The following is a 25465-nucleotide window of genomic DNA, read 5'->3' on the forward strand; positions in this document are numbered from 1 at the left end:
TGGGTCATGATGGGAGAGGGATGCGGGGGTCGGCAGGATCAAACAAAAAGCCCCCTGAATCAGGGGGCTTGGGGCAGGAACACGAGCGACCTCGACCGACCTCAGGTGACGTCGAAGAACCGATTGGATTCCGCCGGCCGGTTGGGGTCGGGGAACATGTCACGGACGATGCGTGATTCCAGCTGTTCCTGCATCTGGGTCACGGTCTGCGGGCCGGTGTCGTTGCCGGGCACGGTGCCGGACATCGGCCCGCGGCTATCGTTCGTGTCGGCAGCAGCGGGTGCCTGTTGTTCGGGGCCGGCCACTGCCTGCCGGGCGGGATCGACACCGAAGCCGGCCGGTGCGGTTTCCGCTTCGCGGGCCGCCTGCAGTCGGGCCTGAGCCGCCAGCTCACTGCCGCCCTGCTGACGGGCGATGGCTTCTTCCTGTGAACGCGCCGCGTCGGGACGTCCCTGTTCGACCTCCTCGCTGTTGAGCACGGCCCGGTCGATTTCGGTGGCGGTTACCGTGCCGCCGCCGCCTTCGCGTTCCACGGGCGCGGGGACCACCGGGTTGGGAATCACCGGCTGAACCGGGTTCATGACTGGGGTCGTGACCATCATGGCTTGGACTCCTCGCCGTTAGGCCTTCACGTTGATGAGTGCGCCCAGCATCCGGTCTTCCGTCTGCAGGACCTTGACGGCGGCTTCCACCTGGTTGGCGTGCTGAACCTGCTCGACCAGGGGTGCCGTCAGACCTCGCCGTGCCGTGCCGTCCATCTGTCCGGCACTGGCGATTTCCGCCGCGTTCTTGCGCAGCCCCTGCATGCCGGCATGGATGCCGGACAGTGCACTCTGGCTTGCGGTTGTGATGACCATCGGCTTGTCTTGGATTGAGGCTTACTAAGAGTTTAGTTGAATGATGGGTGATTGTCTTCCCATCGGGCGGATGCTTCGTGCCGTCCGGCGGCCGCGCCCGGCTGCTCGGGGAATGTTAATCTTGTCCATCCCACGGCGTTTCCCTGTGTGACCCCATCATGTTCAAAAAGATCCTGCTGACTTTGACCGTTGCCATCCCCTTTTTCGGGCTGGCCTTTCTGCTGACCGGCTCGCCACCCCGGACCCATTACGACAATCTGCCCTGGGATGTGGAAGTCCATGCCGATGGGACCTCCAGTGTCTTCGGTATCCATCTGGAACAGACGCCCCTGTCGGAACTGCGTGATCGGTTCATGGTGTTTCCCAGCTTGGCCCTGTTTCAGAGCCGGGAGGACGGGCAGAGCCTGGAAGCCTATTTCGGGCCGGTGAAACTGGGGCCTTTCGAGGCCAACTTCCTGGCGGTGCTGGCGGCGGATGAGCAGACCCTGGCCGGGTTTGCCGAGCGCGCGGTCCATGGCAAGGCCACCCCCAGCGGCGCGCGCCGCCTCGAACTGTCGGAAAACGACACCCGGGCCGCGCTGGCCCTGCCGGTGGTGGAAATCACCTATGTCCCCAGGGCCCGGTATGACGAGGATTCCGTGCTGGCCCGTTTCGGTGAGCCTGTGCGGCGCCTGCCCATGGATGACGGCCGCCGCTACTGGCTCTATCCGGAGCAGGGACTGGTGCTGATGTTCAATCGCCGGGGGCGGGATGTGCTGTACTATGTCGCGCCGGCCCGTTTCGACGAGGCCCAGGGCCGCATCCTGGCCGGCGAGGGTCTGGACCGGTTGCAGCCATGACCGGGGCATGGTGCAGGCCCGGTTTCTGGGAGGGGCGGCCGCTGGCCGACCTGGACGCTCATGAATGGGAAGCCCTCTGCGACGGCTGCGGACGCTGCTGCCTGCACAAGCTGCAGGACGAGGATACCGACGAGATCTACTACACCGACGTGGCCTGCCGCCTGTTGGACCCTCTGACCTGTCGCTGCAGCCATTATGAGGATCGTCTGTCCCAGGTGCCGGATTGTGTCCGGCTGAGTCCGGATGAGGTGAGCCAGGTGGCGTGGCTACCGCCCACCTGTGCCTATCGGCGGTTGCACGAGGGCAGGGGGCTGCCCTCGTGGCATCCCCTGCTCACCCATGACCCGGAGAGCGTGCACCGGGCGGGCGTGTCCGTGCGCGGCCGCATCCTCTGCGAGCAGAAGATGGGGGATGACTGGGAGTCCCGGATCGTCCTCTGGCCCTGCCGGGACGGGCCGGACTGATCCGTGCCTTAGCCCGGAATCCCGGCGAATTGCCGGGGACCGTACCCCTCCCTGGCTTGCAGATAGGCCTTGAGACGGGCGGCAAAATCCGGCACCACGGATCCCTTGACCGCCTCCAGAGCATTGAGCCGGTCCGCCCAGGCCTGGATGCGGGGGAAATCGGCCCCGTCGAATAGGGGCATGGCCTGGTTCAGCAGGGCATAGCGCATGAACAGGGGGGCGTAGGCGCCATCCACCAGGGAGAAGGCCTCGCCATTGAACCAGGGGCCTTCTCCCAGGCTGGCCTCCAGGCGGCGCAGGCCGGCGATGGCGGCGGCCAGGTGGTGTTCCAGGTCATGCTCGGTTTCCGACATCATGAGCCGGTACTGGTCGATGATCGCCTGGCTGCCGAATTCGATCCAGGCCCGGTTCAGGGCCAGGGTCAGCGGGTCGCTGGGCTTGAGGCTGGGCGGGGTGATGTCGTCGATGAATTCGTTGATGACGGCGGATTCGAACAGAACCGTCTGTCGATCCACTTGCAGCACCGGGACCTTGCCGGTGGGGGAGAGGGCAAGAAACCATTCCGGCGGGTGTTCCAGATCGATATAGTCGATCTCGTAGGGGGCCTGCTTGTAGCGCAGGGTGATGACGCTGCGCTGGACGAAGGGGCACAGTTCGAAGCTGATAAGTCTCAGATGCATGGGGAGAGGCGGCTCCTTGGTTTGGTAAGCTGGACAGTGTATCAACCCACGCAGGCAGGATTCATGAGTGACCCACTGGATGTTGTGCGAATCGACAAATGGCTCTGGGCCGCCCGTTTCTTCAAGACCCGCGCCTTGGCCGCCGAGGCGGTGAGCGGGGGACACGTCCATGTGAACGGGCAGCGGGTCAAGCCGGCCCGGGCCGTCAAGGTGGGGGACCGGCTTCGCATCACCCGCAATGCCGAGGCCTGGGAGGTGGAGGTCGTGGGGCTGAATGATCGGCGTCGGCCCGCCGTCGAGGCTCAGGCCCTGTACCGGGAGTCGGAACAGAGTCAGGTTCGCCGTACCGAGGAGGCCGAAGCACGGCGTCTGGCCCGCCTGGCGGTGCCCCATACCGAACATCGCCCGGATCGCCGTGACCGGCGTCATATCCGTCGCTTCATCGGCAAGGAGTAGCCCCGTGCCCAGACCCGTGACACCGCTCATCGCCGCCGACGTGATCATCCGCCTGGAGGATCAGGCTGATCGCATCGTGCTGATCGAGCGCCTCAATCCGCCCCATGGCTGGGCCTTGCCCGGTGGCTTCATGGACGTGGGGGAGTCACTGGAGCAGGCGGCGATCCGCGAGGCCCAAGAGGAAACCGGGCTTGCAGTGCGACTGGAAGCCTTGCTGGGTTGCTATTCGGATCCCGGTCGGGATGAACGGGGGCATACGGTGAGTGCCGTCTATGCGGCGGTGGCCCGGGGGATGCCGGTGGCGGCGGATGATGCCAAGGCGGTCTGGGTCGTGGCCGCGGACCAAGTGGACCGGCCCCTGGCCTTCGATCATCGCCGGATACTGGATGACTATCTGGAGTTCCGGCGCACGGGCCGGGCGGCGCCGCTCCCTCCCCCCGATGGGGGAGAGGGACGACAGGGGATTGATTAACCCCGTTCCTTGACCCACTTGCCGATGGCCGGCGGCACGGTCTTTTGTGCCTTGCCGCTCACATAGATGCCGATGTGGCCGCCGGGGAAGGACAGTTCGGTGTAGTCCTTGGTGCCCACCTTGCCGGCCAGGGCCTTGGAGGCGTCCGGCGGTACCAGGTGATCCTGCTCGGCAAAGATGTTCAGTACCGGCATGGTCACGTTGGCCAGATTCACCTCGTACTCGCCGATGTGCAGGTCGCCGTTCATCAGCTTGTTCTGCTGGTAGAAATCCTTGATGAACTGGCGGTAGGTCTCGCCGGCCTGGTCCGGGCTGTCGAAGATCCACTTCTCCATGCGCAGGAAGTTGTCCAGCTTGTCCTTGTCCTGCAGCACTTCCACCATGTCCAGATACTTCTGGCCCATGAGCTGGTAGGGCTTGAGGTTGAGGAAGGTCCAGTTGAGCAGTTCGCCCGGGATATTGCCCATGGTGTCCACCAGGGTGTCGATGTCCACGTGCTTGACCCAGTGGGAGAGGATGTTGCCCGGAGTATGGAAGTCCACCGGGGTCACCATGGTGATCAGGTTCTGTACCTTTTCCGGATGCATGGCGCTGTAGCACAGGCTGAAGGTGCCGCCCTGGCAGATGCCCAGCAGGTTGATCTTGTCCAGGTTGTGGCGACGGCAGATCTCGTCCACGCAACGGTCCACGTAACCGTTGAGGTAATCGTCCATGGTCAGGAAACGGTCGGCCCGGTCAGGGTAGCCCCAGTCGATCAGGTAGACATCCATGCCGGCTTCCAGCAGGCCCTTGACCGTGGAACGGTCATCCTGCAGGTCCGTCATGTAGGGGCGGTTCACCAGGGCGTAGACGATCAGTACCGGTATCGGGTGCTGGACCACGGAGGCCGGTGCCTGGAAGCGGTAAAGGGTGAGCTTGTCTTCCTTGTAAACCGCTTCCTTGGGCGTCACGCCGGCGGGGATGTCACCGGCATCGGCCAGGTTCTGCAGGCCCTGGGTGAGCTTGTTCTGGAAGGTGGTCAGTTCGTCCATGACCTGATCGGGTCTGATCTGAATCGGAATCATTGGCCGGATCTCCTTTTAATCGCTCTGCTTGGCCTTGGTGGTGGTTGCGGTCTGGCGTTTTGTGGCCGTGGCGCGACTGCGGGTGCCGGTGGCGGCGCGGGAAGCGCTGGCGCTGTCCTTGCCTTCGGCCTTGCTTTCCACCGGGGCTTCCACCTTTGCCGGCGCGGGCTGGTCATTCACCTGGTCGGTCAGCTTGCGTACTGCGGCCTTGAGGGCCTGCAGTTCACGGCGGCTTTCCTGCAGGCGGCGGTGCAGGGTGTTGACTTCCCGGCGGGTGGGCATGTTCAGGCTTTCGGTGACCTCGTCCATGAGGCGGGTGCCCTGGTGCTTTACCGCCATCAGGCTGTTGACCATCTCGCCGTAGATCTTGGCGTACTCCTCGGACATGACGAATTCGCCGTAGACCTCTTCGCAGACGTCCACCCACTCATCGTAGAGGGCGCGCATGGAGGTGATGGGCTTGTCCTGACGACCGGCGTCGTCCAGACGGGCGCGGAAGCGGTCGATGGAGTCCATGCCCACCTTGTTGAAGGCGGCCTGATAGTTCTGCATGGCCTGCTGGTAATTGACCATCAGCTTGGCCAGGTTCTGGTACTGCTCCTGGGATTCGCGGGTGTAACCGACGCCGGGCACGGACAGGAAACGGTCCAGCTGTTCCTGCACGGCATCACCGTAGGGCGCGCGGGCCGGCGGCCGCAAGGCCTGCATGTAGTCGCCCGGCATGGGCATGAAGGACGACGTGGCGCGACGCCAGGTGTCCAGGGGCATCTGCCAGAAGGCATTGGCATCCCGGCTGGCACCGGGCATGTTGGTGAAGCCCTGGAAGGCATTGCTCATCTGGTCGAGCCACTTGTTCACGGCCTCGGCGGCATTGTTGCCTTCCGCGCCACGATAGAGGTTTTCCGCCATGGAAAAGTAATTGCGGCCGATCTTCATCATCTGGTCCATGGCGTCATTGCCGGACAGGGGCATGCCGCTGGATACGGTCTTCCACCACTGGTCCAGGCCATCCCCCCAGTGGGTGGTGCCTTCGTTGCCGCCCATGGCCTTGCGGCTCATGTCCATCCAGGCAGACCAGTACTTGCGCTGGGCTTCCATCCAGTCTTCTGGGTTGAAGGGGTTTGAGTCAGCCATCAATCATCTCCTTTGGGTCCATTCTGGGCCAGGTGTTTATCAGCCGGGATCGCCGTCATGACCGCCCAGTCAATCACCCGGGCCAACGGGCATTCCCGGGCCTGGGCGGTCGGTGCTTGGGACGATCCTACAGGGTACAGCATCGTGAGGATAAGGTTAGCATAGATTTTGTGCGGTGCAACAATTCTGCCGGGGTGATGCTTCATGTTGGTCAGGCAGGCGGCGCATCTGGTATAAACTGCCGGAGCAATGCCTTGATCCTTGAGGCTGTCATTCCTTTTGGATCAAATATGCCAGTAAAGCAAGACCACAGTGCCCTGAAAGTGTGAATCACACCCCGGTGTCCGGCCCGAAAACCCGGTGAAGGGGTGGCCACAGGCATATCCTAATTGAGAAAAACGCCCCTGATCAGGAGGATTTACATGGCTGAATCTATTGTCATCGTCGATGCGGCGCGCACCCCGGTCGGTACCTTCAACGGTTCTCTGTCACAGATTCCGGCCTCGACCCTGGGGGCCATGGTCATGAAGGCCCTGCTGGCCCGTACCGGTCTGGCTCCCGAGCAGGTGGACGAGGTCGTCCTCGGACAGGTATTGCAGGCGGGCGTGGGCCAGAACCCTGCCCGTCAAGCCGCGGTGGAAGCCGGTATTCCCTATTCTTCCCCTGCCATGACCATCAACAAGGTCTGCGGCAGCGGCCTCAAGGCGGTTCATCTGGCCTGGCAATCGGTTCTGTGCGGCGATTCCAATGTAGTCATCGCCGGTGGTCAGGAAAACATGAGTGCCTCGCCCCATGTCCTGCCGGGTTCCCGTCAGGGGACCAAGATGGGGGACTGGAAGATGGTGGACACCATGATCAAGGATGGCCTGTGGTGCGCCTTCAATGATTATCACATGGGTACCACCGCCGAGAACATCGCTGGTGAGTTCAAGATCAGCCGGGACGAGCAGGATGCCTTTGCCGCCCAGTCTCAGCAGCGGGCCGAGGCCGCTCAGAAGGCGGGATATTTCAAGGATGAGATCGTGCCGGTGGAAATTCCGCAGAGAAAGGGTGAGGTCAAGGTCTTTGATGCGGACGAGTTTCCCCGTCACGGCACCACGGCGGAAGGTCTGGGCAAGCTGAGGCCGGCTTTCAGTCGGGACGGCACGGTGACCGCCGGCAATGCCTCCGGCATCAATGACGGCGCCGCGGCCGTGGTGGTCATGCGCGAATCCATGGCCAACGAACTGGGTCTCACCCCCCTGGCCCGTATCGTTTCCTTTGCCGCCGCCGGCGTGGATCCGGCGATCATGGGTACTGGCCCCATCCCTGCCACCATCAAGTGTCTGGAGAAGGCCGGCTGGCGTCCCGCTGATCTGGACATGGTGGAGGCCAACGAAGCCTTTGCCGCTCAGGCCATCGCTGTCAACAAGCAGCTGGGCTGGGACCTGTCCAAGGTGAACGTGAGCGGTGGGGCCATTGCCATCGGTCATCCCATCGGTGCCTCCGGCGCCCGGGTGCTGGTGACCCTTCTGCATGGCATGAAGCGTACCGGTGCCAGACGGGGGCTGGCCACCCTGTGCATCGGGGGTGGTCAGGGTGTGGCGCTGGCTGTCGAGGCGGTCTGACCGGGGCGTGACGGGCGGATTCGGGGATCCCTGCCGGATCCGCCCCTCGCAAGCGGTCCAGTTGAATGTTGATGGGAGAAGTGGGTGAACGAACCGCGGATAGTGAAGAAGTATCCCAATCGGCGTCTCTATGACACCGAGGAGAGCCGTTATGTGACGCTGGCCGATGTACAGCAGCTGGTGCGCCGCGGGATCAACGTGAAGGTGATCGATAGTCAGTCGAGCAAGGACATCACCCGGGGCATTCTGATTCAGATCATCACCGAACAGGAAACGGCCGGAGAGCCACTTTTCACCACCGAGATGCTGGTGCGTTTCATCCGCTTCTATGACGAGGCGGTCCATGAAGCCTTCTCTGGTTATCTGGACCAGAGCCTACGGTTCTTTGCCGATCAGCAGCGGGACTTTAATGACCGCATGCGGGATGTGCTGGGAGGGCGTGCCACTTGGGACATTACCGAGATGACCCGTCGCAACCTGGAGTTCTGGAAAGGCATGCAGGATCAGTTCTTCAAGGCTGCGGTATTCCCCAGCCCGGGTCATGAGGCCAGGAAGGATCCCGCCAAGCCGCTGGAACAGTCGCCGCCGGCGGACTCAGCCGACGGGGGTGCCGGCGCCGCGGACAAGGCGAAAAAAAAACCGAAATAGTCGGCTGTCCGCGCACGGCGGAGAGGGGGTGGGGTGCGTCGCAAAACCCGCACATCGGCTTGACGCCGTGTCCGGATGGGGTTATATGTTGCGCCGCAGCATGAGTGGCGGCAAGGCTGGATGCTGTATCCATGTAACCCTAACCCCGGAGAGCACATCATGAACGACATGATCGAACTGTTCAGCAAAGCCAACCAGACCGGCTTCGACACCTTCCGCAAGCTGAGCGACATCAACCAGCAGACCTTCCAGAAGCTGGTTGAGCAGCAGCTGGACTTGACCACGGGCCTGGTGGATGTGAGCATGAAACACCTTGAGCAGGTGGGCAAGGCCAAGGGGTATCAGGAACTCGTGACCCTGCAGACGGATCTGCTGCGTGATTGCAGCCAGAAGATGGTTGCCACTTACAAGAACGGGCAGGAGATCCTTGATGATGCCCGCAATTCCATGAGTCAGCTGATGAATGATTCCGTCAAGGTGGCGGAAGAAACCGTCAAGCACGTGAGTACTGTTGTCAAGAAGGCTGCCTGATTTTCTCTGTCGTAGCCCTCAAGGCCAGTCAAGCAACAAGGAGTCCGAATAGTGACCAAGCGAGTAGCGTTAGTGACCGGCGGTACCGGCGGTATCGGCACCGAGATCTGCAAGAAGCTGGCCCGTCAGGGTCATGTGGTCGTGGCCAATTACCTGCCCGCGCTGCAGGCCGAGGCCGAGGCCTGGCAGCAGCAGATGAAGGCGGAGGGTCTGGACATGCACGTCGCCGCCGGCGATGTATCCTCCTTCCAGTCCTGTGCCGACATGATCCAGGATATCGAGTCCCGCCTGGGACCCGTCGACATCCTGGTCAACTGCGCCGGCATCACCAAGGACAAGACGCTGCGCAAGATGACCGAAGACCAGTGGCGTGATGTGATCAACATCAACCTGAACAGCGTGTTCAACGTCACCCGTCACGTGGTGGAAGGGATGACCTCGCGTGGTTTCGGCCGCATCGTCAACATCTCTTCTGTCAATGGTCAGAAGGGGCAGTTCGGTCAGGCCAACTATTCCGCGGCCAAGGCGGGCATGCATGGCTTCACCATGGCGGTGGCCCAGGAGACGGCCGCCAAGGGTGTGACCGTCAACACCGTGTCCCCCGGCTATACCGCCACGGCCATGACCGATGCCATGCCGGAAGACGTGCGCAACGCCATCGTGGCGCAGATTCCGGCGGGTCGCATGGGTAGCACGGCTGACATTGCCTTCGCCGTGGCCATGCTCTGCGACGAGGAAGCGGGCTACATCACCGGTGCCAACATCCCGGTCAACGGTGGTTTGTTTACTTCCTTCTGAGATTGTTGTTTGCCCTCGTCGACCGAGACTCATGTCTCGTACGGGCCCCGTTTTGGGGCCCGTTTTTGTGCAGGGGAGCTTTTTCAAAGCGTGATAAGCGTCACAAAAAAGTGAAAGTGATGTGGTAAAAATGCAGCCTCAACACTTGATTTGATGATATTTATTCGCACCTGATCCTGTCTGGTGCTATTCTCCCCCGTGTTTTGGGGTTAAGCGGAAATACCCGCAAAGGGGAGTCGGCGCCGCCGATGTCTCCAGCGCTTTGACCGTCCGGGTTTTGCCGGCGTGACCGGAAAGTAACCCGCGCCCGACACCATGCGCGCCGTCAGAAGCCGGCAGGACAAGGGCAAGGCATTGTGAGCAAATTACGGGGGCATCCATGCCGTTTTCAAGACCAAGCTTTTCGATGGTGATGGGAATCTTTGCTGTTTTCCTGATCATCATTGCTGTGTATCCCAAAATCCTTTCCGGTTTCGGTGGTGATGCCTCCCCGTCCGCAACCCTCACTCAGCCCCTGGAGATCCCTGCCGGTTCGTCGGCCGAAGGTGGCGAAGCCCTGTCGGCCGCCCAGGAACCCCGGGAACAACGCCGCATTGCCGTGGCTTCAGCCGCCGAGGCGGGGCAGGGTGAGTTGCAACGGGCTTCCTTCATGCCCCAGGAGCGCATGAGTCCGGCGCCGGGGACGGACGAGAACCCGACCTCCTACGAGTCCTTCAGCCTGGGTGACGAGGAGGAGGCGCCCAAGGCTTCCGATTGGTTCGAGTACACCATTGCCCGTGGTGATCGACTCTCCTCTCTTTGGGTGGATGACTGGGGGCTGCCCATGGCGACCCTGTACCGCCTGCTGGGCGATGCCGATAACGCCCGCGTGCTCAATCGCCTGCGCGTGGGGCAGCAGGTGGACTGGCAGACCGATGATGAGGGCTATCTGACCCGCCTGCGGATCTGGACCGAGCGTGGCAAGGGCGTGGAGTGGGAGCGGGTCGCGGACGGCTGGGACTTTGAACGCCGCGAGGTGCAGAACAGTCGTGAGATCACCCATATGGTGATCACGGCCAGGGTCGAGGGCAGCATTTCCGCTGCCCTGGCCGGTCGGGACGAACTCTCCGGTCGGTCGGCCGCCGCCCTGGCGGTGCTGCTGGATCGTCACCTGCCGGTACGCATGCATGCCCGCAGTGGGGATGTCTTCTCCCTGCTGGTGGAACAGGAGACCCTGGCCGGCGAGAGCGAGCCCATCGAGCTGCGACTGCTGGCCTTTGATTACCAGGGGGCGCAGTTGAACATCAGTGCCGCCCGTCATGTGGATGGACGCTTCTACACCCCCGAAGGTCACAGCTTGTTGCCGCCCTTTGATCGCCGACCCTTCACCGGCAGCTATCGGATCAGTTCTCCCTTCGATTTGAGGCGTCGGCATCCGGTGACCGGCACCGTCGCCCCCCATCATGGCACGGATTTCGCCATGCCCATCGGCACCCCCATCGTGGCGCCCGCCGACGGCCGGGTGGTGCGGGTGGACTCGCATCCCTATGCCGGTCGCTTCCTGGTGATTGAGCACGGACAGGGCTACACCACCCGCTATCTACATCTGAGCCGGGCCCTGGTGCGTCCCGGCGAGACGGTGTCACGCGGTCAGCGCATTGCTCTGTCTGGTAATACCGGTCGTAGTACCGGCCCACATCTGCACTATGAACTGCATGTGAATGGTCGTCCTGTGGACGCCATGCGTGCCGAGTTGCCGCGCAGCGAGCGTCTGACCGGTGAGGAACTCAAACGGTTCCAGAAGGTGAGCGGTACCCTGCTGGCGGAGGTGAAGGGGCCGCGTCAGTCTCGTCAGGTGGCGATGCTGCCGTATTCCGAAATGGCCATGTGATGCATGGCATGAAGCCGCTGGGCGGGTATGACCCCGCCCGTAGGCGCCGGCTTCATCAGGTAAAGTCCTCATGCCGATACGAAGCTGCTATGATAGCGCCCACAACAAGCAGCATAAGACATGCGTGTCCAACGAACTTCAGCCAATTCAGCCTGAATCCGGTGCCGGTGCTCCCCGCATCTATGCCCGTGCGGAGCACGGCATTTCCCGCGCCAACATCAGCGAGAACGCCCTCAAGGTCCTCTACCGTCTGAAGGATGCCGGCTTTCGTGCCTGCCTGGTCGGCGGTGGGGTGCGGGATCTGTTGCTGGGCCGTGAACCGAAAGACTTCGATGTGGCCACGGATGCCCATCCGGATGAGGTTCGGCGTCTGTTCCGGAACTGCCGGCTGATCGGGCGGCGCTTCCGCCTGGCTCATGTGTTCTACGGACCGGAGATCATCGAGGTTGCCACCTTTCGTGCCCCCCATGACAGCTTCATTGATGACGGAGATGCCGATGGCGTCCCCGAGGCCCTGATTGAGGGGGGGCGCATCATCCGGGACAATGTCTACGGCACCATCGAGCAGGATGCCTGGCGCCGGGATTTTTCCGTCAACGCCCTGTATTACGACATCCGTGACTTCTCGGTGGTGGATTACACCGGCGGCATGGATGATCTCAATCAGGGGGTGTTGCGGCTGATCGGAGATCCCGAGGTGCGTTACCGGGAAGACCCTGTGCGCATGCTGCGTGCCGTTCGCTTTGCCACCAAGTTGGGCTTTCGCCTGGATGCGGCGACGGAGTCCTGCCTGTCTCGTCTGGGGGATCTGCTGCTGGATGTGCCGCCGGCGCGCCTGTTCGACGAGGTGATCAAGTTGTTTCACGCCGGCTGCGGGCTGCAGACCTTCGAGGCACTGCGGCATCATGATCTTTTCGGACGGATGTTCCCGCTGACGGAAGAGGCCCTCGCCCACGAGGAAGAGGGTTTTCCCATCACCTTCGTGGCCAATGCCCTGCGCAATACGGATGAACGCATCCAGTCCGGCAAGGGGGTCAATCCGGCATTCCTTTACGCGGTTCTGCTGTGGGAGCCGGTACGCCACGCCGCGCGCCGCTTCATGGAGGAGGGCGAGGCCGAACTTCCCGCGCTGCAGCATGCCGGGAGCATGATTCTGTCGCGCCAGGCCCGCCATATCCTGATTCCCAAGCGATTTGCCCTGCCCATGCGGGAGATCTGGGAACTGCAGCCCCGCTTCGAGCATCGTCGCGGTGCCCGTGCCCTGCGTCTGCTGACCCATCCCAGGTTCCGGGCTGCCTATGATTTCTACTGTCTGCGTGCCCGCTCCGGCGAGGCGCTTGCGGAAGGCTGTGAGTGGTGGACCCGACTGCAGGAAGTGGACGAGGCGGAGCGGCGTCGCATGGTGGAAGTGTCCGACAAGAAACCCCGGTCCCGCCGGCGACGCCGGTCGCGCAGCAAGTCATCCGGCAACGTCTGACGTCATGTCGCCCGTACTGGCCTATATTGGTATCGGCGCCAATCTGGGGACGCCGCGCACCCAGGTTCTTGATGCCCTGGGGACCCTGGCGGGCTTGTCCCATTCCCGCCTGTCGCGGCAGTCCTCCCTCTATCGCAGTCCCCCCATGGGGCCGCCCGATCAGCCGGACTACATCAATGCGGTGGCCGCACTGGAAACCCGGCTCTCTCCCTCGGAACTGCTGCGGGCATTGCTGGAATTGGAACGTCGTCATGGTCGTGTGCGCCACGGCGAGCGCTGGGGACCGCGAACCCTGGACCTGGATATCCTCCTCTATGGTGACCGGGTCATCCGGGAGCCGCATCTGACGGTGCCCCATCCCGGTATACAGGCGCGAGCCTTTGTCCTGTATCCTCTGGCGGAAATAGCCCCCGATCTCCGAATTCCCGGCCAGGGAGCACTGGCGGATCTGCTGGTCCGGTGTCCGCTCTCCGGCCTGGAAAGACTGGTGGAAGAACCTGCATGACTGAAGCCGAACCGACGTATATCGCTGTCGAGGGCCCCATTGGTGTGGGCAAGACCAGCTTGGCCCAGCGCTTGGCCGAGGCCCTAAATGCCGAACTGCTACTGGAATCCTCCGAGGACAATCCCTTTCTGGAGCGTTTTTATCAGGATCCCCGTAGTACTGCTCTGCCCACCCAACTCAGCTTTCTCATGCAGCGTCTGCAGCTACTCCGTGGCATGGCCCGGCAGGATGCGGGGCATTCATCGATCCGGGTAGTGGATTTTGTGCTGGCCAAGGATGAGTTGTTTGCCCAAGTGGCCCTGGACGCCGACGAGTATCGTCTGTACCAGCAGATTCGCAATGAGCTGGACCGGAATGTCCCCCGGCCGGATCTGGTGATCTATCTGCAGGCTCCGGTCGAGGTCCTGCGGGAGCGCATCGCGCAACGGGGACGCGCTTTCGAGCGCATGATGGACAGTGTCTATTTACAGCGTTTGAGTGATACCTATGCCAGTTTCTTCTATCATTATGCGGAGGCTCCACTGCTGATCGTCAACGCCGGCGAGATCGACTGGGTCAAACGGGACGAGGATTTTCAGCAGCTGCTGACGTTCATGCGCACGGTGCGCGCGGGGCGTCATTACTTCAATCCGCTGCCCTCCGCCGTCTGAGCGGTGGTCGGTGGGGCAGACCATCATCTTCATTCTGATAACCGCGGATATAGCGTGAGCGTACACTCCCAGACAAAGAGACTGACCCTGCGGGATCTGCAGGGCCTGTGCGAGAGACAGGAACCCATCGCCAGTCTCACCGCCTATGATGCCACCCAGGCCCGGCTGATGGACGCGGCCGGCGTGGATCTGGTGCTGGTGGGGGATTCCCTGGGCATGGTGGTGCTGGGCCACGAGACCACGGTACCGGTGACGGTGGATGATGTGATCTACCACACCCGGGCCGTGGCCCGTGGCCTGCGTCGTGCCCTGCTGATGGCCGACATGCCGTTCATGAGTTACGTGTCGGTGGACCAGGCCCTGCACAATGCCGCCCGACTCATGCAGGAAGGCGGGGCGCAGATGGTCAAGCTGGAGGGAGATGCCCAGCAGGTGGCAGTGGTCACCGCCATGTCCCATCACGGCATCCCTGTCTGTGCCCATCTGGGGCTGCGGCCCCAGTCGGTCCACAAGCTCGGTGGGTACCGGGTCCAGGGGCGGGAGGCGGCAGCTGCCCAGCGCATGATCAAGGATGCCATGGCCCTGCAGGAGGCCGGCGCCGACATGTTGCTGCTGGAATGCGTACCCTCCACCCTGGCGGCGGAGATCCGTGCCATGGCCCGGATCCCCGTCATCGGCATCGGTGCCGGTGCCCAGTGTGACGGACAGATCCTGGTGGTGCAGGACATTCTGGGGATGACCGATCACGCCCCGCGCTTTGCGAAGAATTTCCTCGCTGACCAGCCGACCGTGCAGGCCGCTCTGGCGGCCTACGTGCAGGCAGTCAAATCGGGGGCATTCCCCGCCGCGGAACACAGCTTCCTGACCTGATCATGGATATCGTACATCACGTTAAAGACCTGCGAGGCGCACGCCGGGCCTGGCAGGTAGAGGGCTGCACGGTTGCCCTGGTGCCCACCATGGGCAATCTCCATGAAGGCCACCTGAGTCTGGTGCGCCACGCCCGTACTCTGGCGGACCGGGTGGTGGTGAGCATCTTCGTCAACCCTCTCCAGTTCGACCGGGCCGAAGATCTGGCCGCCTATCCCCGTACCCTGGCGGAAGACTGCCGTCTGCTGGCGGCCGAGGCCGCGGACCTGGTGTTTGCGCCCTCCGAAGGTGAACTGTATCCGGCGGGTCGGGGGCAGGTGACCCGGGTGGAAGTGCCTGAACTGTCCGCATTGCTGGAGGGGGCGCATCGGCCGGGTCATTTTGCCGGCGTGGCCACCGTGGTCTGCAAGCTGTTCAACCTGGTGCAGCCGGATGTGGCCGTGTTCGGGGAGAAGGATTTCCAGCAACTGTTGCTGATCCGGCGCATGGTCGCCGATCTGGATATCCCGGTGCGCATCGAAGGACTGGCCACGGTCCGTGAAGCCGACGGCCTGGCCATGAGTTCGCGCAATGCCTATCTGGGCGCGGATGAACGCCCATTGGCCCCGGCTGTTCATCAGGTGCTGTCGGAACTGGCCGCGCGCATGCAGGCAGGGGAGCGGGATTGCCCCGATCTGGAGCGGGAAGCGGAGAAAAAGCTTGAAAAACGGGGTCTGCGGCCCGATTATGTTGCAGTGCGGCGAAGACGGGATCTGTTGCCGCCACGGCCGGGAGACACCCAACTGGTGATCCTGGCGGCCGCCTGGCTGGGCCGGGCGAGGCTCATTGACAATCTATGCCTGGACCTTCCTTCATCCGCCGGATGAACGGAGTCCTGTATGTGCAGGGATGATAACGACAGCCCCTCGGGGACTCGAAGGGGCGTAATGCCTGGAGGATGTTTCAAACCATGTTCTTGACTCTGCTCAAATGCAAGCTCCACAGGGCGGCGGTAACCCACGCCGAACTGGACTACGAAGGCTCCTGTGCCATTGACTCGGATCTCCTGGAACTGGCGGGCATTCGCCCCTATGAGCAGATCCAGATCTACAACGTGACCAACGGGGAGCGTTTCACCACCTACGCCATCCGCGCCGAGGCGGGCAGTCGGGTGATCTCGGTCAACGGCGCCGCGGCTCACAAGGCCAGTCCCGGTGATCGGGTGATCATCTGCGCCTACGCCCAGATGACGGCGGCCGAGGCGGACCTGTTCAAGCCTTCCCTAGTCTACCTGAACGAGCATAACCACGTCACCGGCACCGGCGACGAGATTGCCACCCAGGCCGCCTGAGCAGACTCCACCGGGGGGGTGTCAGTTGCCCTGGTGCCTGGATGTTTTCAGACAGTCCAGGTGCCAGTGACACTCCACCCGTTCGCAGTTCCCTGTCTCGGTGGAGCCGAAGCAGGGTGAGTTTCCTTCCGTCACTTGGATGACCCGGATCAGTTCTCTTTTGGGTAATGACCCGGGATCAATGCCCTTGCTCTGGGCAATATAGCGAACCGTGGCCAGGTTCATGGCCGATTACCTCCGCCGTCTTTCGGCAAGCATGGTGTTGACAGGCTGGATCGCATCGCGCCCTGGCAGTCGGCGGCGACGCTTTACCGATTATGGTCCGTCCGCCGGATTTTGCCTGCCGCCGCCGCCGTTTGGCGCTACCTGTCATCCCATGAATGCTTCCGTCCGTCAGCCGGTGTTGCGCATCCCCGCCGCAATGGCATTGATGGAGCGCAGCAGGGGGGAAAGCCACGGGTCATCCACCCCGTCGCTTCCGCTCCCCTGCAGGGCCCGGTGACGTCTCAGCAGAGTGATCTGGATGTGATTGAGGGGGTCCAGATAGGGATTCCTGCGCATCAGGGACAGGGCCAGCACCGGATTGTCATCCAGCAGGGTCTCCTTGGATGAGACGGTGAGTACCTCCTCCACCGTGCGAAGGTATTCCTCCCGGATGAGACCGAACACCCGCTTCGCCAGGGCCCGGTCGTGGCATAGTCTGGCGTATTCTTCCGCGATCTCCATGTCCGCCTTGGCCATGGACATCTGGCTGTTGGAGAGCAGGGCGCGGAAAAAGGGCCATTCCCGATACATCTGCCGGAGTTGTTCCAGACGCCCGGGATCATCCCCGCGCCATTGTCGCAGGGCGCTGCCCAGGCCGTACCAGGCGGGGACCGTATGGCGTGCCTGCGCCCAGCCGAATACCCAGGGGATGGCACGGATGGAATTCTTGGAGCGGTCTGCCTTGCGCCGATGGGAAGGGCGGGAGCCGATGTTGAGCTGACCTATCTCCTCCACCGGCGTGACTTCGTAGAAATAGTCCAGCACACCCCGGGTACGGTCCGTCAGGGTGCGATAGGCCTTTTCCCCCTGCTGGGCCAGGGTGTCCATGACCTCCAGATCCGCTGCCCGGTCCTGGCTGCCCAGGCCGATCAGCCCCCCGCTGGCCTTGATCAGCCCTGTGGTGCCCATGCTCAGCTCGTAGATGGCCGTTTCCGTGTTGCTGTACTTGTAGGACAGGACCTCCCCTTGTTCGGTGAATTTGATTCGGGCCTGTACCGTGCCGGGCGGCTGGGCCAGGATGGACTCGTGGGTGGGGCCGCCGCCGCGACCGATGGTGCCGCCCCGGCCGTGGAACAGACGGCATTCCACCTCGTGGGCGCCGGTGATGGCGATGATCCGCTGCTGGGCCTGGTACAGGTTCCAGGCGGAGGCGAGGATGCCGCCGTCCTTGCAGGAGTCCGAGTACCCCAGCATGACTTCCTGAAGATTGCCCGCGGCGCGCAGCAGGGTCCGATAGACGGGGTTGCCCAGCAGGTGCTCCAGCACCGACTCCACGTGCCGCAAGTCCTCGATGGTTTCAAACAGGGGCGAGATCCGGACATGGCAGAAGGGCTCGTCCTGGTCGTTGCGGCCGCACAGTCCCGCCAGGCGTGCCAGCAGCATCACTTCCATGACGTGGGAGGCGGCGTGAGTCATGGAGATCACATAGGTGCCGATGCCCTCCGGACCCACCTCGCCGCGCATGCGGGCAATGACGTGGAAGACCTCCAGAGTCTCCCGTGTGGTCTCGGAGAGGGCATCACGGGAGAGGCGCGGCAACTGTTTCCGGTCTAGCAGTTCCGAGAGTCGCCGCAGGCGGGATGCCTCGTCCTGCTTGCCGTAGTCGATATCCGGTTCCCATTGGGCCAGAATTTCCGTCACCGCCGTGGTGTGCACGGTGGATTCCTGTCGGACATCCAGGTGATGCAGGTGAAAGCCGAAGGTTTCCACCTGGCGGATCAGGTCGGTCAGTTCCCCTCTGGCCACATTGCCGTCTCCATGGCTGATCAGGGAGTCGCGGATCAGGGTCAGATCCCGCAGCAGGGCCGCGCTGGAGGCATAGGCTGCATGGGTGGGCATCACCGCCGTTTCTCCGGCGAGCCGACGACGCACCGTGTCGAGGGTCTCGCGCAGCCGGTAACGGATGATGTAGAGCTTGCGCCGGTAGGGTTCTGATTCCATCTTGTCCGGCAGGTCCTTGAACACCGCCCTGGAGATATTCTCATCCTCCTCAAGGCTTGCCATGAAGTCCTCGGCGGGGCGGCACATGAGCAGGGAATGGGTCAGGACGAAACGCAGGGTGTGTACCCGCTGCAGGTATTCGGACAGCACCTGCTCCATGGCCAGGCGACAGGCCATCTCGGTGATGGCCGGGGTGACGTAGGGATTGCCGTCCCGGTCCCCGCCGATCCAGGAACCAAAGCGCAGGAAACTGGGCACCCTGACGACCGGGTTGCCGTGTTCGTCGCTGCCGTAGCTGCGCCGGATCGCCTTTTCCAGCAGGCGGTAGGTATGGGGCACGGCGTCGAACAGGCTTTCCACGTAATAGAACAGCCCGTACTTGATCTCGTCCTGCACCTGGGGCTTCTTCACCCGGACTTCATTGGTGCGCCACAGGATCTGGATCTGCACCTCAAGCTGGCGGGTCAGTTCTTCCCGTTCCTCCCGGCCCAGGCGCGGCATGTCCAGGCGCTCCGCCGCCAGGAAGATGCGCCGCTGGGCCTCCATCACCGTGCGCCGCCGGGCCTCGGTGGGATGGGCGGTGAACACCGGCATGTATTCCAGCTGGTCGAGCAGGCTTTCCAGCGCCCGCGGGGGGGCGCCCCGACCGTGGAAAACCCGGATGGTGTGATCGAAGGAGCCCAGCCACAGGGGGCCGCCCTCGGTGACCTGGCGGCGGCGCTCCCGGTGCAGGTATTCCTCTTCGGCCAGGTTGACCAGGCTGAAGTAGATGCTGAAGGCCCGGATGATGGTTTCCAGGGTCTTCGGGTCCAGGGCGTCGATATAGCGCATCAGACGCTCCCGCTTGTCCGGGTTGTCCTTCTTGCGCAGCGCCACGAAACCCTTGCGCAGGGTTTCCACCGCCTGCAGTACCGCTTCCCCTTCCAGGCGCCGGATGATGTTGCCCAGCAGATTGCCGAACAGCTTCACCCGGGCGCGCAGTTCCCGGTCCCTGGGGACTAGGAAGCGAGAGGTGTCCTTGGTGGTAATGGGCATCATCGGTTCACCAGTCGCTTGTAGAGATCCTGATAGGCCTGGGCGCTGCGGTCCCAGCTGAATTCCTGGCGCATGCCGTGCCCCATGAGACGGGTCCAGACGGTGCGGTCCCGGTACAGGGCGAGGCCCCGTTGAATCGCCTCGCCCAGGGCCTCGGTGGTGGGGCCGTCAAAGACCAGGCCGGTGGCGGTCCCCTCGGCCATGTGGTGGGCGTCGGCGTCGATCACCGTGTCCGCCAGGCCGCCGGTGCGCCGGACCACCGGTACGGTGCCGTAGCGCAGGCTGTAGAGCTGATTCAGGCCGCAGGGTTCGAACCGGGAGGGCATCAGGAACAGATCCGCGCCGGCTTCTATCTGGTGGGCCAGGGCCTCGTTGTAACCCACGTGCAGACCCATGGCGCCGGGGTAGCGCGTGGCCATGGCCCGGGCCCGTGACTCCAGGGTGCGGTCGCCACTGCCCAGGATGGCCAGCTGGACCTGACCGGCCGCCAGCAGGGGTTCGCAGGCGGACAGGATCAGGTCCACCCCTTTCTGTGCCACCATGCGCCCCACGTGGCCCAGCAGCGGTATGTCGGGATTGATCTCAAGGCCGAAGTGGGCCTGCAGGGCGGCCTTGCAGTCGGCCTTGCCCTCCGGTTGTTCGGCGTTGTAGCGCCGGGCCAGATGGCGGTCTCCGGCCGGGTCCCAGTGCCGGTAGTCGGCGCCGTTGAGGATGCCGCTCAGGTCCTGGGCGCGGGCATTGAGCAAGCCGTCCAGACCGCAGCCGAACTGAGCGGTACGGATCTCCCGGGCGTAGGTGGGGCTGACCGTGGTGAGATGGTCCGCATAGACCAGTCCCCCCTTGATGAACGAGAGCTGGCCATGAAACTCCAGGCCGTACATGCCCCAGAATTCCGGCGGCAGGATCAGATCCTCTTGGGCATGACGGGGGAACAGGCCCTGGTAGGCCAGGTTATGGATGGTGAACAGGGTGGCCGGCCGCTCTCCGTGCTGGCTCAGCAGGGCCGGGGCCAGACCCGTCTGCCAGTCGTTGCAATGCAGGATCTGGGGCTTCCAGTCCAGGCCTGCCTGGTCCAGGGACAGTTTCACGATGGCCCGGGCAAAGACGCCGAAGCGCAGGTGATTGTCCTGCCAGTCACGCCCGTCGGAGGCCCGGTAGGGATCCCCTGCACGATCGAAATGCAGGGGGGAGTCCACCAGATAGAGCCGGACGCGGGTCTTGGGCAGCAGCCCTTCCAGGATCCTGACCGGCTGCTCACTGCCGGCCACGGGGAACTCGGCCACCGTCTCCAGCTTGCCTGCTGCGGCGCGGGCGGCCGGATAGGCGGGTAGAATCAGACGGATATCGTGCCGGAGCCGTTTCAGGGCCGGGGGCAGACTGCCGCAGACGTCCGCCAGTCCGCCGGTCTTGATGAGGGGGTGTGCCTCGCTGGTGGCGAAGAGAATTCGCATAGGCCGATGTCATGTCCGCGGCGCCTTGATGACGTCACGGCCATGAAGCGCTCCCTGTTTATGATGGGTTTAGGACCATCATAATAGATAAATAATCTCGCGTTCGTGAACATAGAAATGGAGTGACCCATGAGCAACGCACTGCCCAAGACCCTCGCCTGGCAAGCCCTGGAAGCCCATCACGAGGCCGTTTGCGATCTTCACATGCGTGAGCTCTTTCGCCAGGATCCCCAGCGTTTTCAGCGCTTCAGCCTGCAGTTCGAGGACATCCTGCTGGACTATTCCAAGAACCGCATCACGGCCGAAACCCGGGATCTGCTGGTGGAACTGGCCCGGGCCGCGCTGGTGCCCCAGTGGCGGGACCGCATGTTCGCCGGTGAGCGCATCAATACCACCGAGGATCGGGCGGTGCTGCATGTGGCCCTGCGCAACCGCGGTGACCGGCCCATGTGGGTGGATGGGGAAGACGTCATGCCCCGGGTGCGCCGGGTGCTGTCCCACATGGGCGACTTCGTGGCGCGGGTGAGATCGGGGCAGTGGACGGGGCATACCGGTCGACCGATCCAGCATGTGGTGAATATCGGCATCGGCGGCTCGGACCTGGGGCCGCTGATGGTCTGCGAGGCCTTGAAACCCTATGCCCATGAGCGCCTGCAGATGCATTTCGTCTCCAATGTGGATGCCACCCACCTGACCCGGACTCTGGCCCAGGTGGACCCGGAGACGGTGCTGTTCGTGATCGCTTCCAAGACCTTCACCACCCAGGAGACCCTCACCAATGCCCATTCAGCCCGGCGCTGGTTCCTGGAACAGGGGGGCTGTGAAGCAGCCATCGCCCGTCATTTCGTGGCCGTGTCCACCCACCGGGAAGCGGTGGCCGCCTTCGGCATCGATCCGGCCAACATGTTCGAGTTCTGGGACTGGGTGGGGGGACGCTATTCCCTGTGGTCCGCCATCGGCCTGTCCATTGCCCTGTCCCTGGGCATGGACCACTTCGAGGCCCTGCTGGACGGTGCCCACGCCATGGACGAGCATTTTCGCGCCGCGCCGCTGGAGGAGAACATGCCCGTCATCCTGGCCCTGCTGGGAGTGTGGTATGTGAATTTCTTTGGTGCCCGCAGCCATGCCATTCTGCCCTATGACCAGTATCTGCACCGGTTCCCGGCCTACTTCCAGCAGGGGGACATGGAGAGCAACGGCAAGTCGGTGGACCGGCAGGGGCGGCGGGTGAGCTGGCACACGGGGCCGGCCATCTGGGGCGAGCCGGGAACCAATGGCCAGCATGCCTTCTATCAGCTCATCCACCAGGGGACCCAGCTCATCCCCTGTGATTTTCTGGCCCCCTGCCTGAGCCATCACCCCCTGGGGGAGCATCACGCTATCCTGTTGTCCAATTTCTTTGCCCAGACCGAGGCCCTGATGCGGGGCAAGACCCTGGAGGAATGCCGGGAGGAAATGCGGGCCGCCGGGATGCCCGAGGCCCAGGTGCAGGCCCTGGCCCCCCATCGGGTGTTCGAGGGCAACCGGCCCACCAATTCCATCCTGTTCAAGCGCCTCACTCCCCGTACCCTGGGCTCGCTGATTGCCCTCTATGAGCACAAGATCTTCGTCCAGGGGGTGATCTGGAATGTGAACTCCTTCGACCAGTGGGGGGTGGAGCTGGGCAAGCAGCTGGCCCGCACCGTGCTGCGGGAGCTGCGGGACCCGGACCCGGTGGCGGGGCATGATGCCTCCACCAACGGACTGATCAACTACTACAAACGGCTGACGCGGGAGTAAGCCCGGTCTTCATGCCCCGGCCAGTAGCGGCATCGCCAGGCCGAACACGGCGGCGGTCACCAGGATCAGCGCGATCAGGCTGATGCGCCAGCCCGCCCGAACCATGTCCGGCACCGTGATCCGCTCACTGCTGAAGACGATGGCATTGGGCGGGGTGGCCACGGGCAGCATGAAGGCACAGGAGGCCGCCAGGGCCACGGGGATGGCCAGCAGCAGGGGGTCGTGGCCCAGGCTGACCGCCAGGGAGGCTGCCAGCGGCAGCACCGTGGCCGCCGTGGCCGTGTTGCTGGTGACGTGACTGAGCAACATGGCGCTCAAGGCCACGATGCCCACCAGGGTCCAGGTGGGCCAGTTGCTCAGTTGTACCAGGGAGGTGGCGATGTGGTCCGACAGGCCGCTGCCGCCGATGGCGGAGCCCAGGCTCAGGCCCCCGCCCACCAGGATCAGCACCCCCCAGGGCAGCTGGCGGGTGGACTCCCAGTCCAGCAGGAACTGGTGCCGCCGGAAGTCCGCCGGGATCAGGAACAGAGCCAGGGCACCGACGATGGCAATGCCGGGATCGGTGATGGAGACGCCGGGGAACAGGGATTCCAGCAGCGGACGCAGGATCCAGGCCAGGGCCACGGCGACGAAGACGAACAGCACCCGCAGTTCCGCCCGGGTCATCGGGCCGAGCTGTTCCCGTTGTTGGCGCAGCAGTTCACCGATCCCTTCCAGTGGCCGCCGGGACACCGGGAAGGCCCAGCGACATAGCACCCACCAGCAGGCCACCAGCAGGGTCAGGGCCAGGGGCAGGCCCACCATCATCCACTGGGCAAAGCCGATCTGATGGTCGTAGTTGTCGTTCATGTAGGCGGCGAGCAGGGCGTTGGGCGGGGTGCCGATAAGGGTGACCATGCCGCCGATGTTGGCGCCGAAGGCGATCCCCAGCAGCAGGGCCAGCCCCACGTTGCGGATCTGTGCCTTTTCCATGCCCCGGTCTTCCAGCAGGATCAGCACCGAGATGCCGATGGGCAGCATCAGGGCGGCGGTGGCGGTATTGCTCACCCACATGCTCAGCCCCGCCGTGGCGCCCATGAAGCCGGCCACCAGGTGATCCAGTCGCTGTCCGGCCAGGCCCAGGATCACCAGGGCGATGCGCCGGTGCAGGTTCCAGCGCTGGATGGCCAGGGCGATCATGAATCCGCCCAGGAACAGGAAGATCAGGGGATTGGCATAGGGTGCCGCCGCTTCGGCGATGGTGCTTGCCCCCAGCAGGGGTAGTACGGCAATGGGCAGCAGGGCGGTGGCCGGGATGGGGATGGCCTCGGTCACCCACCAGATGGCCATGAGCGCGGTGAGGGCGGCCACGGCCCAGGTATGGGCGGCCAGTTCCCCGGGCGGGCCCGCCAGCAGCATGCCGAAAAAGACCAGGGGGCCAAGCACCAGCCCCAGCCTGGGCCGCCAGAGGGAAGGCGAGACGGGCTTGGGCGCGGTGGATGTGCCGGCTTCCGTGGACGAAGTCATGATGCTCTCCATTGGGATATGACGGTCGTGCCCGATACTCGGGTGTCGGGTCGGATTGCTGTGCTGCAGTATAGCCGCCGGTCATGTCATGCCGCTGACGGGCATGACGGGATGGCGGTGGACAAGAAGCGGCGGCCCTTGGGGCTGGGGGCCATGGGACGGGACCCATGGTATGCTCTTGCCGAACAAAATGATGGCTGACGGATAAATCATGACAAGAGCGACCGGCACTTACAACATCACCACCCTCAACGAGTTCGTCATTCAGCGCCAGGCGGATTTTCCCTATGCCAAGGGGGAATTGTCCCGGTTGCTGCACCATGTGGGCGTGGCGGCCAAGGTGGTGAACAAGAAGATCAACAAGGCGGGGCTGGTGGACATTCTGGGTCGTGCCGGCGATGTGAACGTCCAGGGCGAGGACGTCCAGAAGCTGGACCTGTTCGCCAATGAGCACTTCATCGCCGCCCTGCGTTCCACCGGCGAGTGCTGCGCCATCGCCTCCGAGGAAGACCAGGAAATCACCATCTTCGATGACGGCCTGTCCCGTGACGGCAAGTACGTGTTCTGCATGGACCCTTTGGACGGCTCGTCCAATATCGACGTAAATGTCTCCGTCGGCACCATCTTTTCCATCTATCGCCGCCGTACCGAACGGGGCACCCCGGCGGACTTGTCCGACTTTCTGCAACCGGGGACGGAGCAGGTGGCGGCCGGTTATGTGATCTACGGCTCATCCACCATGCTGGTGTACACCACCGGCAAGGGGGTGAACGGTTTCACCCTGGACCCGACCATCGGTGAGTTCTGCCTTTCCCACCCGGACATCCGCACCCCCGAGAACGGCACCATCTACAGTATCAACGAAGGCAACTATGCCCACTTCCCGGCGGGGGTGAAGCAGTTCATCAAGCATTGCCAGGTGGTGGACCCGGACACCCGTCGTCCCTATACCTCGCGCTACATCGGTTCCCTGGTCTCGGACGTCCATCGCAATCTCCTCAAGGGCGGGGTGTTCCTGTATCCCTCCACCCAGAAGGCCCCCCAGGGCAAGCTGCGTCTGCTGTACGAGTGCAACCCCATCGCCATGATCGCGGAGCAGGCCGGCGGCAAGGCCAGCGACGGCGCCCGCCGCATCCTGGAGATCCCGCCGGAGGATCTGCACCAACGGGTACCGTTCTATGTCGGCTCGCGGCGAATGGTGGAGGATGTGGAGCGGTTCCTGGCCGAGGCCCGATAA

General features: G+C 63.5%; 26 protein-coding genes. 17 read left to right on the forward strand and 9 right to left on the reverse strand.

Annotated features, from left to right (window positions below):
- Positions 1 to 101: 101 nt before the first annotated feature.
- Positions 102 to 602, reverse strand: a complete 501-nt coding sequence (locus ECTPHS_RS00235) for a hypothetical protein (protein ID WP_008930650.1) — start codon at positions 600 to 602, stop codon at positions 102 to 104.
- Positions 603 to 620: 18 nt separating this feature from the next.
- Positions 621 to 857: a hypothetical protein gene (locus ECTPHS_RS00240; RefSeq protein WP_008930651.1), complete on the reverse strand. Its 237-nt coding sequence runs from the start codon at positions 855 to 857 to the stop codon at positions 621 to 623.
- A gap of 158 nt (positions 858 to 1015) precedes the next feature.
- On the opposite strand from ECTPHS_RS00240, the gene ECTPHS_RS00245 reads away from it, so the two are divergent.
- Together ECTPHS_RS00245 and ECTPHS_RS00250 are read left to right on the forward strand one after the other, a co-directional pair.
- Positions 1016 to 1696, forward strand: coding sequence for a hypothetical protein (locus tag ECTPHS_RS00245; protein ID WP_008930652.1), 681 nt, complete (start codon positions 1016 to 1018; stop codon positions 1694 to 1696).
- Positions 1693 to 2160 (forward strand): YcgN family cysteine cluster protein, encoded by a 468-nt coding sequence (locus ECTPHS_RS00250; RefSeq protein ID WP_008930653.1) that lies wholly within the window; start codon positions 1693 to 1695, stop codon positions 2158 to 2160. The genes ECTPHS_RS00245 and ECTPHS_RS00250 overlap by 4 nt, the downstream gene beginning before the upstream one ends.
- Before the next feature lie 8 nt (positions 2161 to 2168).
- On the opposite strand, the gene ECTPHS_RS00255 is transcribed toward ECTPHS_RS00250, so the two are convergent.
- Positions 2169 to 2840: a glutathione S-transferase family protein gene (locus ECTPHS_RS00255; protein ID WP_008930654.1), complete on the reverse strand. Its 672-nt coding sequence runs from the start codon at positions 2838 to 2840 to the stop codon at positions 2169 to 2171.
- Positions 2841 to 2903: 63 nt separating this feature from the next.
- Here ECTPHS_RS00255 and ECTPHS_RS00260 point away from each other — a divergent pair, with 63 nt between their 5' ends.
- Both ECTPHS_RS00260 and ECTPHS_RS00265 read left to right on the forward strand, forming a co-directional pair.
- Complete coding sequence (locus tag ECTPHS_RS00260) at positions 2904 to 3296, forward strand: RNA-binding S4 domain-containing protein (RefSeq protein ID WP_008930655.1); 393 nt, start codon at positions 2904 to 2906, stop codon at positions 3294 to 3296.
- Positions 3297 to 3300: 4 nt separating this feature from the next.
- Positions 3301 to 3768: an NUDIX hydrolase gene (locus ECTPHS_RS00265; RefSeq protein WP_050814171.1), complete on the forward strand. Its 468-nt coding sequence runs from the start codon at positions 3301 to 3303 to the stop codon at positions 3766 to 3768.
- Here the strand turns inward: ECTPHS_RS00265 and ECTPHS_RS00270 are convergent.
- A complete protein-coding gene (locus ECTPHS_RS00270; RefSeq protein ID WP_008930657.1) occupies positions 3765 to 4832 on the reverse strand; it encodes a class III poly(R)-hydroxyalkanoic acid synthase subunit PhaC in 1068 nt (355 codons plus the stop codon). The two genes, ECTPHS_RS00265 and ECTPHS_RS00270, sit on opposite strands and share 4 nt — an antisense overlap.
- 15 nt (positions 4833 to 4847) lie before the next feature.
- A complete protein-coding gene (phaE, locus tag ECTPHS_RS00275) occupies positions 4848 to 5966 on the reverse strand; it encodes a class III poly(R)-hydroxyalkanoic acid synthase subunit PhaE (RefSeq protein ID WP_008930658.1) in 1119 nt (372 codons plus the stop codon).
- A gap of 422 nt (positions 5967 to 6388) precedes the next feature.
- Between phaE and ECTPHS_RS00280 the strand changes: the two genes are divergently transcribed.
- The 4 genes from ECTPHS_RS00280 to phbB all read left to right on the forward strand — a co-directional run bounded on the left by ECTPHS_RS00280 (position 6389) and on the right by phbB (position 9550).
- Positions 6389 to 7573 carry an acetyl-CoA C-acetyltransferase gene (locus ECTPHS_RS00280; protein ID WP_008930659.1) on the forward strand — a complete coding sequence of 395 codons (1185 nt, stop codon included), beginning with the start codon at positions 6389 to 6391 and terminating at the stop codon, positions 7571 to 7573.
- A gap of 102 nt (positions 7574 to 7675) precedes the next feature.
- Positions 7676 to 8221 carry a polyhydroxyalkanoate synthesis repressor PhaR gene (gene phaR, locus ECTPHS_RS00285; RefSeq protein ID WP_008930660.1) on the forward strand — a complete coding sequence of 182 codons (546 nt, stop codon included), beginning with the start codon at positions 7676 to 7678 and terminating at the stop codon, positions 8219 to 8221.
- A 159-nt stretch (positions 8222 to 8380) separates the two neighbouring features.
- Complete coding sequence (locus tag ECTPHS_RS00290) at positions 8381 to 8752, forward strand: phasin family protein (protein ID WP_008930661.1); 372 nt, start codon at positions 8381 to 8383, stop codon at positions 8750 to 8752.
- Positions 8753 to 8803: 51 nt separating this feature from the next.
- Positions 8804 to 9550, forward strand: a complete 747-nt coding sequence (gene phbB / locus ECTPHS_RS00295) for an acetoacetyl-CoA reductase (protein WP_040404593.1) — start codon at positions 8804 to 8806, stop codon at positions 9548 to 9550.
- 186 nt (positions 9551 to 9736) lie between these two features.
- Here phbB and ECTPHS_RS14725 read toward each other — a convergent pair whose 3' ends face one another.
- A complete protein-coding gene (locus ECTPHS_RS14725) occupies positions 9737 to 9994 on the reverse strand; it encodes a hypothetical protein (RefSeq protein ID WP_168044628.1) in 258 nt (85 codons plus the stop codon).
- On the opposite strand from ECTPHS_RS14725, the gene ECTPHS_RS00300 reads away from it, so the two are divergent.
- The 7 genes from ECTPHS_RS00300 to panD all read left to right on the forward strand — a co-directional run bounded on the left by ECTPHS_RS00300 (position 9957) and on the right by panD (position 16252).
- On the forward strand, positions 9957 to 11420 hold the full coding sequence (locus ECTPHS_RS00300; protein WP_008930663.1) for a peptidoglycan DD-metalloendopeptidase family protein: 1464 nt from the start codon (positions 9957 to 9959) through the stop codon (positions 11418 to 11420). The genes ECTPHS_RS14725 and ECTPHS_RS00300 overlap by 38 nt on opposite strands.
- Positions 11421 to 11544: 124 nt before the next feature.
- On the forward strand, positions 11545 to 12897 hold the full coding sequence (gene pcnB, locus ECTPHS_RS00305; protein ID WP_008930664.1) for a polynucleotide adenylyltransferase PcnB: 1353 nt from the start codon (positions 11545 to 11547) through the stop codon (positions 12895 to 12897).
- 4 nt (positions 12898 to 12901) lie between these two features.
- Positions 12902 to 13402, forward strand: a complete 501-nt coding sequence (gene folK / locus ECTPHS_RS00310) for a 2-amino-4-hydroxy-6-hydroxymethyldihydropteridine diphosphokinase (protein ID WP_008930665.1) — start codon at positions 12902 to 12904, stop codon at positions 13400 to 13402.
- Positions 13399 to 14052: a deoxynucleoside kinase gene (locus ECTPHS_RS00315; protein ID WP_008930666.1), complete on the forward strand. Its 654-nt coding sequence runs from the start codon at positions 13399 to 13401 to the stop codon at positions 14050 to 14052. Before folK ends, ECTPHS_RS00315 begins: the two co-directional genes overlap by 4 nt.
- A 54-nt stretch (positions 14053 to 14106) precedes the next feature.
- Positions 14107 to 14922, forward strand: coding sequence for a 3-methyl-2-oxobutanoate hydroxymethyltransferase (gene panB / locus ECTPHS_RS00320; protein ID WP_008930667.1), 816 nt, complete (start codon positions 14107 to 14109; stop codon positions 14920 to 14922).
- A gap of 2 nt (positions 14923 to 14924) precedes the next feature.
- Positions 14925 to 15788 (forward strand): pantoate--beta-alanine ligase, encoded by an 864-nt coding sequence (gene panC, locus ECTPHS_RS00325; protein ID WP_008930668.1) that lies wholly within the window; start codon positions 14925 to 14927, stop codon positions 15786 to 15788.
- 83 nt (positions 15789 to 15871) lie between these two features.
- Positions 15872 to 16252: an aspartate 1-decarboxylase gene (gene panD, locus ECTPHS_RS00330; RefSeq protein WP_008930669.1), complete on the forward strand. Its 381-nt coding sequence runs from the start codon at positions 15872 to 15874 to the stop codon at positions 16250 to 16252.
- A 393-nt stretch (positions 16253 to 16645) separates the two neighbouring features.
- Here the strand turns inward: panD and ppc are convergent, their stop codons facing one another.
- The gene (ppc, locus tag ECTPHS_RS00340; protein ID WP_040404633.1) at positions 16646 to 19486 is read right to left on the reverse strand and encodes a phosphoenolpyruvate carboxylase; all 2841 of its coding nucleotides are present in this window, start codon (positions 19484 to 19486) and stop codon (positions 16646 to 16648) included.
- Positions 19487 to 19491: 5 nt separating this feature from the next.
- Entirely contained in the window at positions 19492 to 20943 is a 1452-nt protein-coding gene (gene glgA / locus ECTPHS_RS00345) for a glycogen synthase GlgA (RefSeq protein WP_008930672.1), read from the reverse strand.
- 129 nt (positions 20944 to 21072) lie between these two features.
- On the opposite strand from glgA, the gene pgi reads away from it, so the two are divergent.
- On the forward strand, positions 21073 to 22722 hold the full coding sequence (gene pgi, locus ECTPHS_RS00350; RefSeq protein WP_008930673.1) for a glucose-6-phosphate isomerase: 1650 nt from the start codon (positions 21073 to 21075) through the stop codon (positions 22720 to 22722).
- Positions 22723 to 22731: 9 nt separating this feature from the next.
- Here pgi and ECTPHS_RS00355 read toward each other — a convergent pair whose 3' ends face one another.
- Positions 22732 to 24228, reverse strand: coding sequence for a DASS family sodium-coupled anion symporter (locus ECTPHS_RS00355; RefSeq protein WP_050814172.1), 1497 nt, complete (start codon positions 24226 to 24228; stop codon positions 22732 to 22734).
- 211 nt (positions 24229 to 24439) lie between these two features.
- Here ECTPHS_RS00355 and fbp point away from each other — a divergent pair, with 211 nt between their 5' ends.
- Positions 24440 to 25465: a class 1 fructose-bisphosphatase gene (gene fbp, locus ECTPHS_RS00360; protein ID WP_008930675.1), complete on the forward strand. Its 1026-nt coding sequence runs from the start codon at positions 24440 to 24442 to the stop codon at positions 25463 to 25465.

The sequence above is a fragment of the Ectothiorhodospira sp. PHS-1 genome (assembly GCF_000225005.1).
GTDB lineage: Bacteria > Pseudomonadota > Gammaproteobacteria > Ectothiorhodospirales > Ectothiorhodospiraceae > Ectothiorhodospira.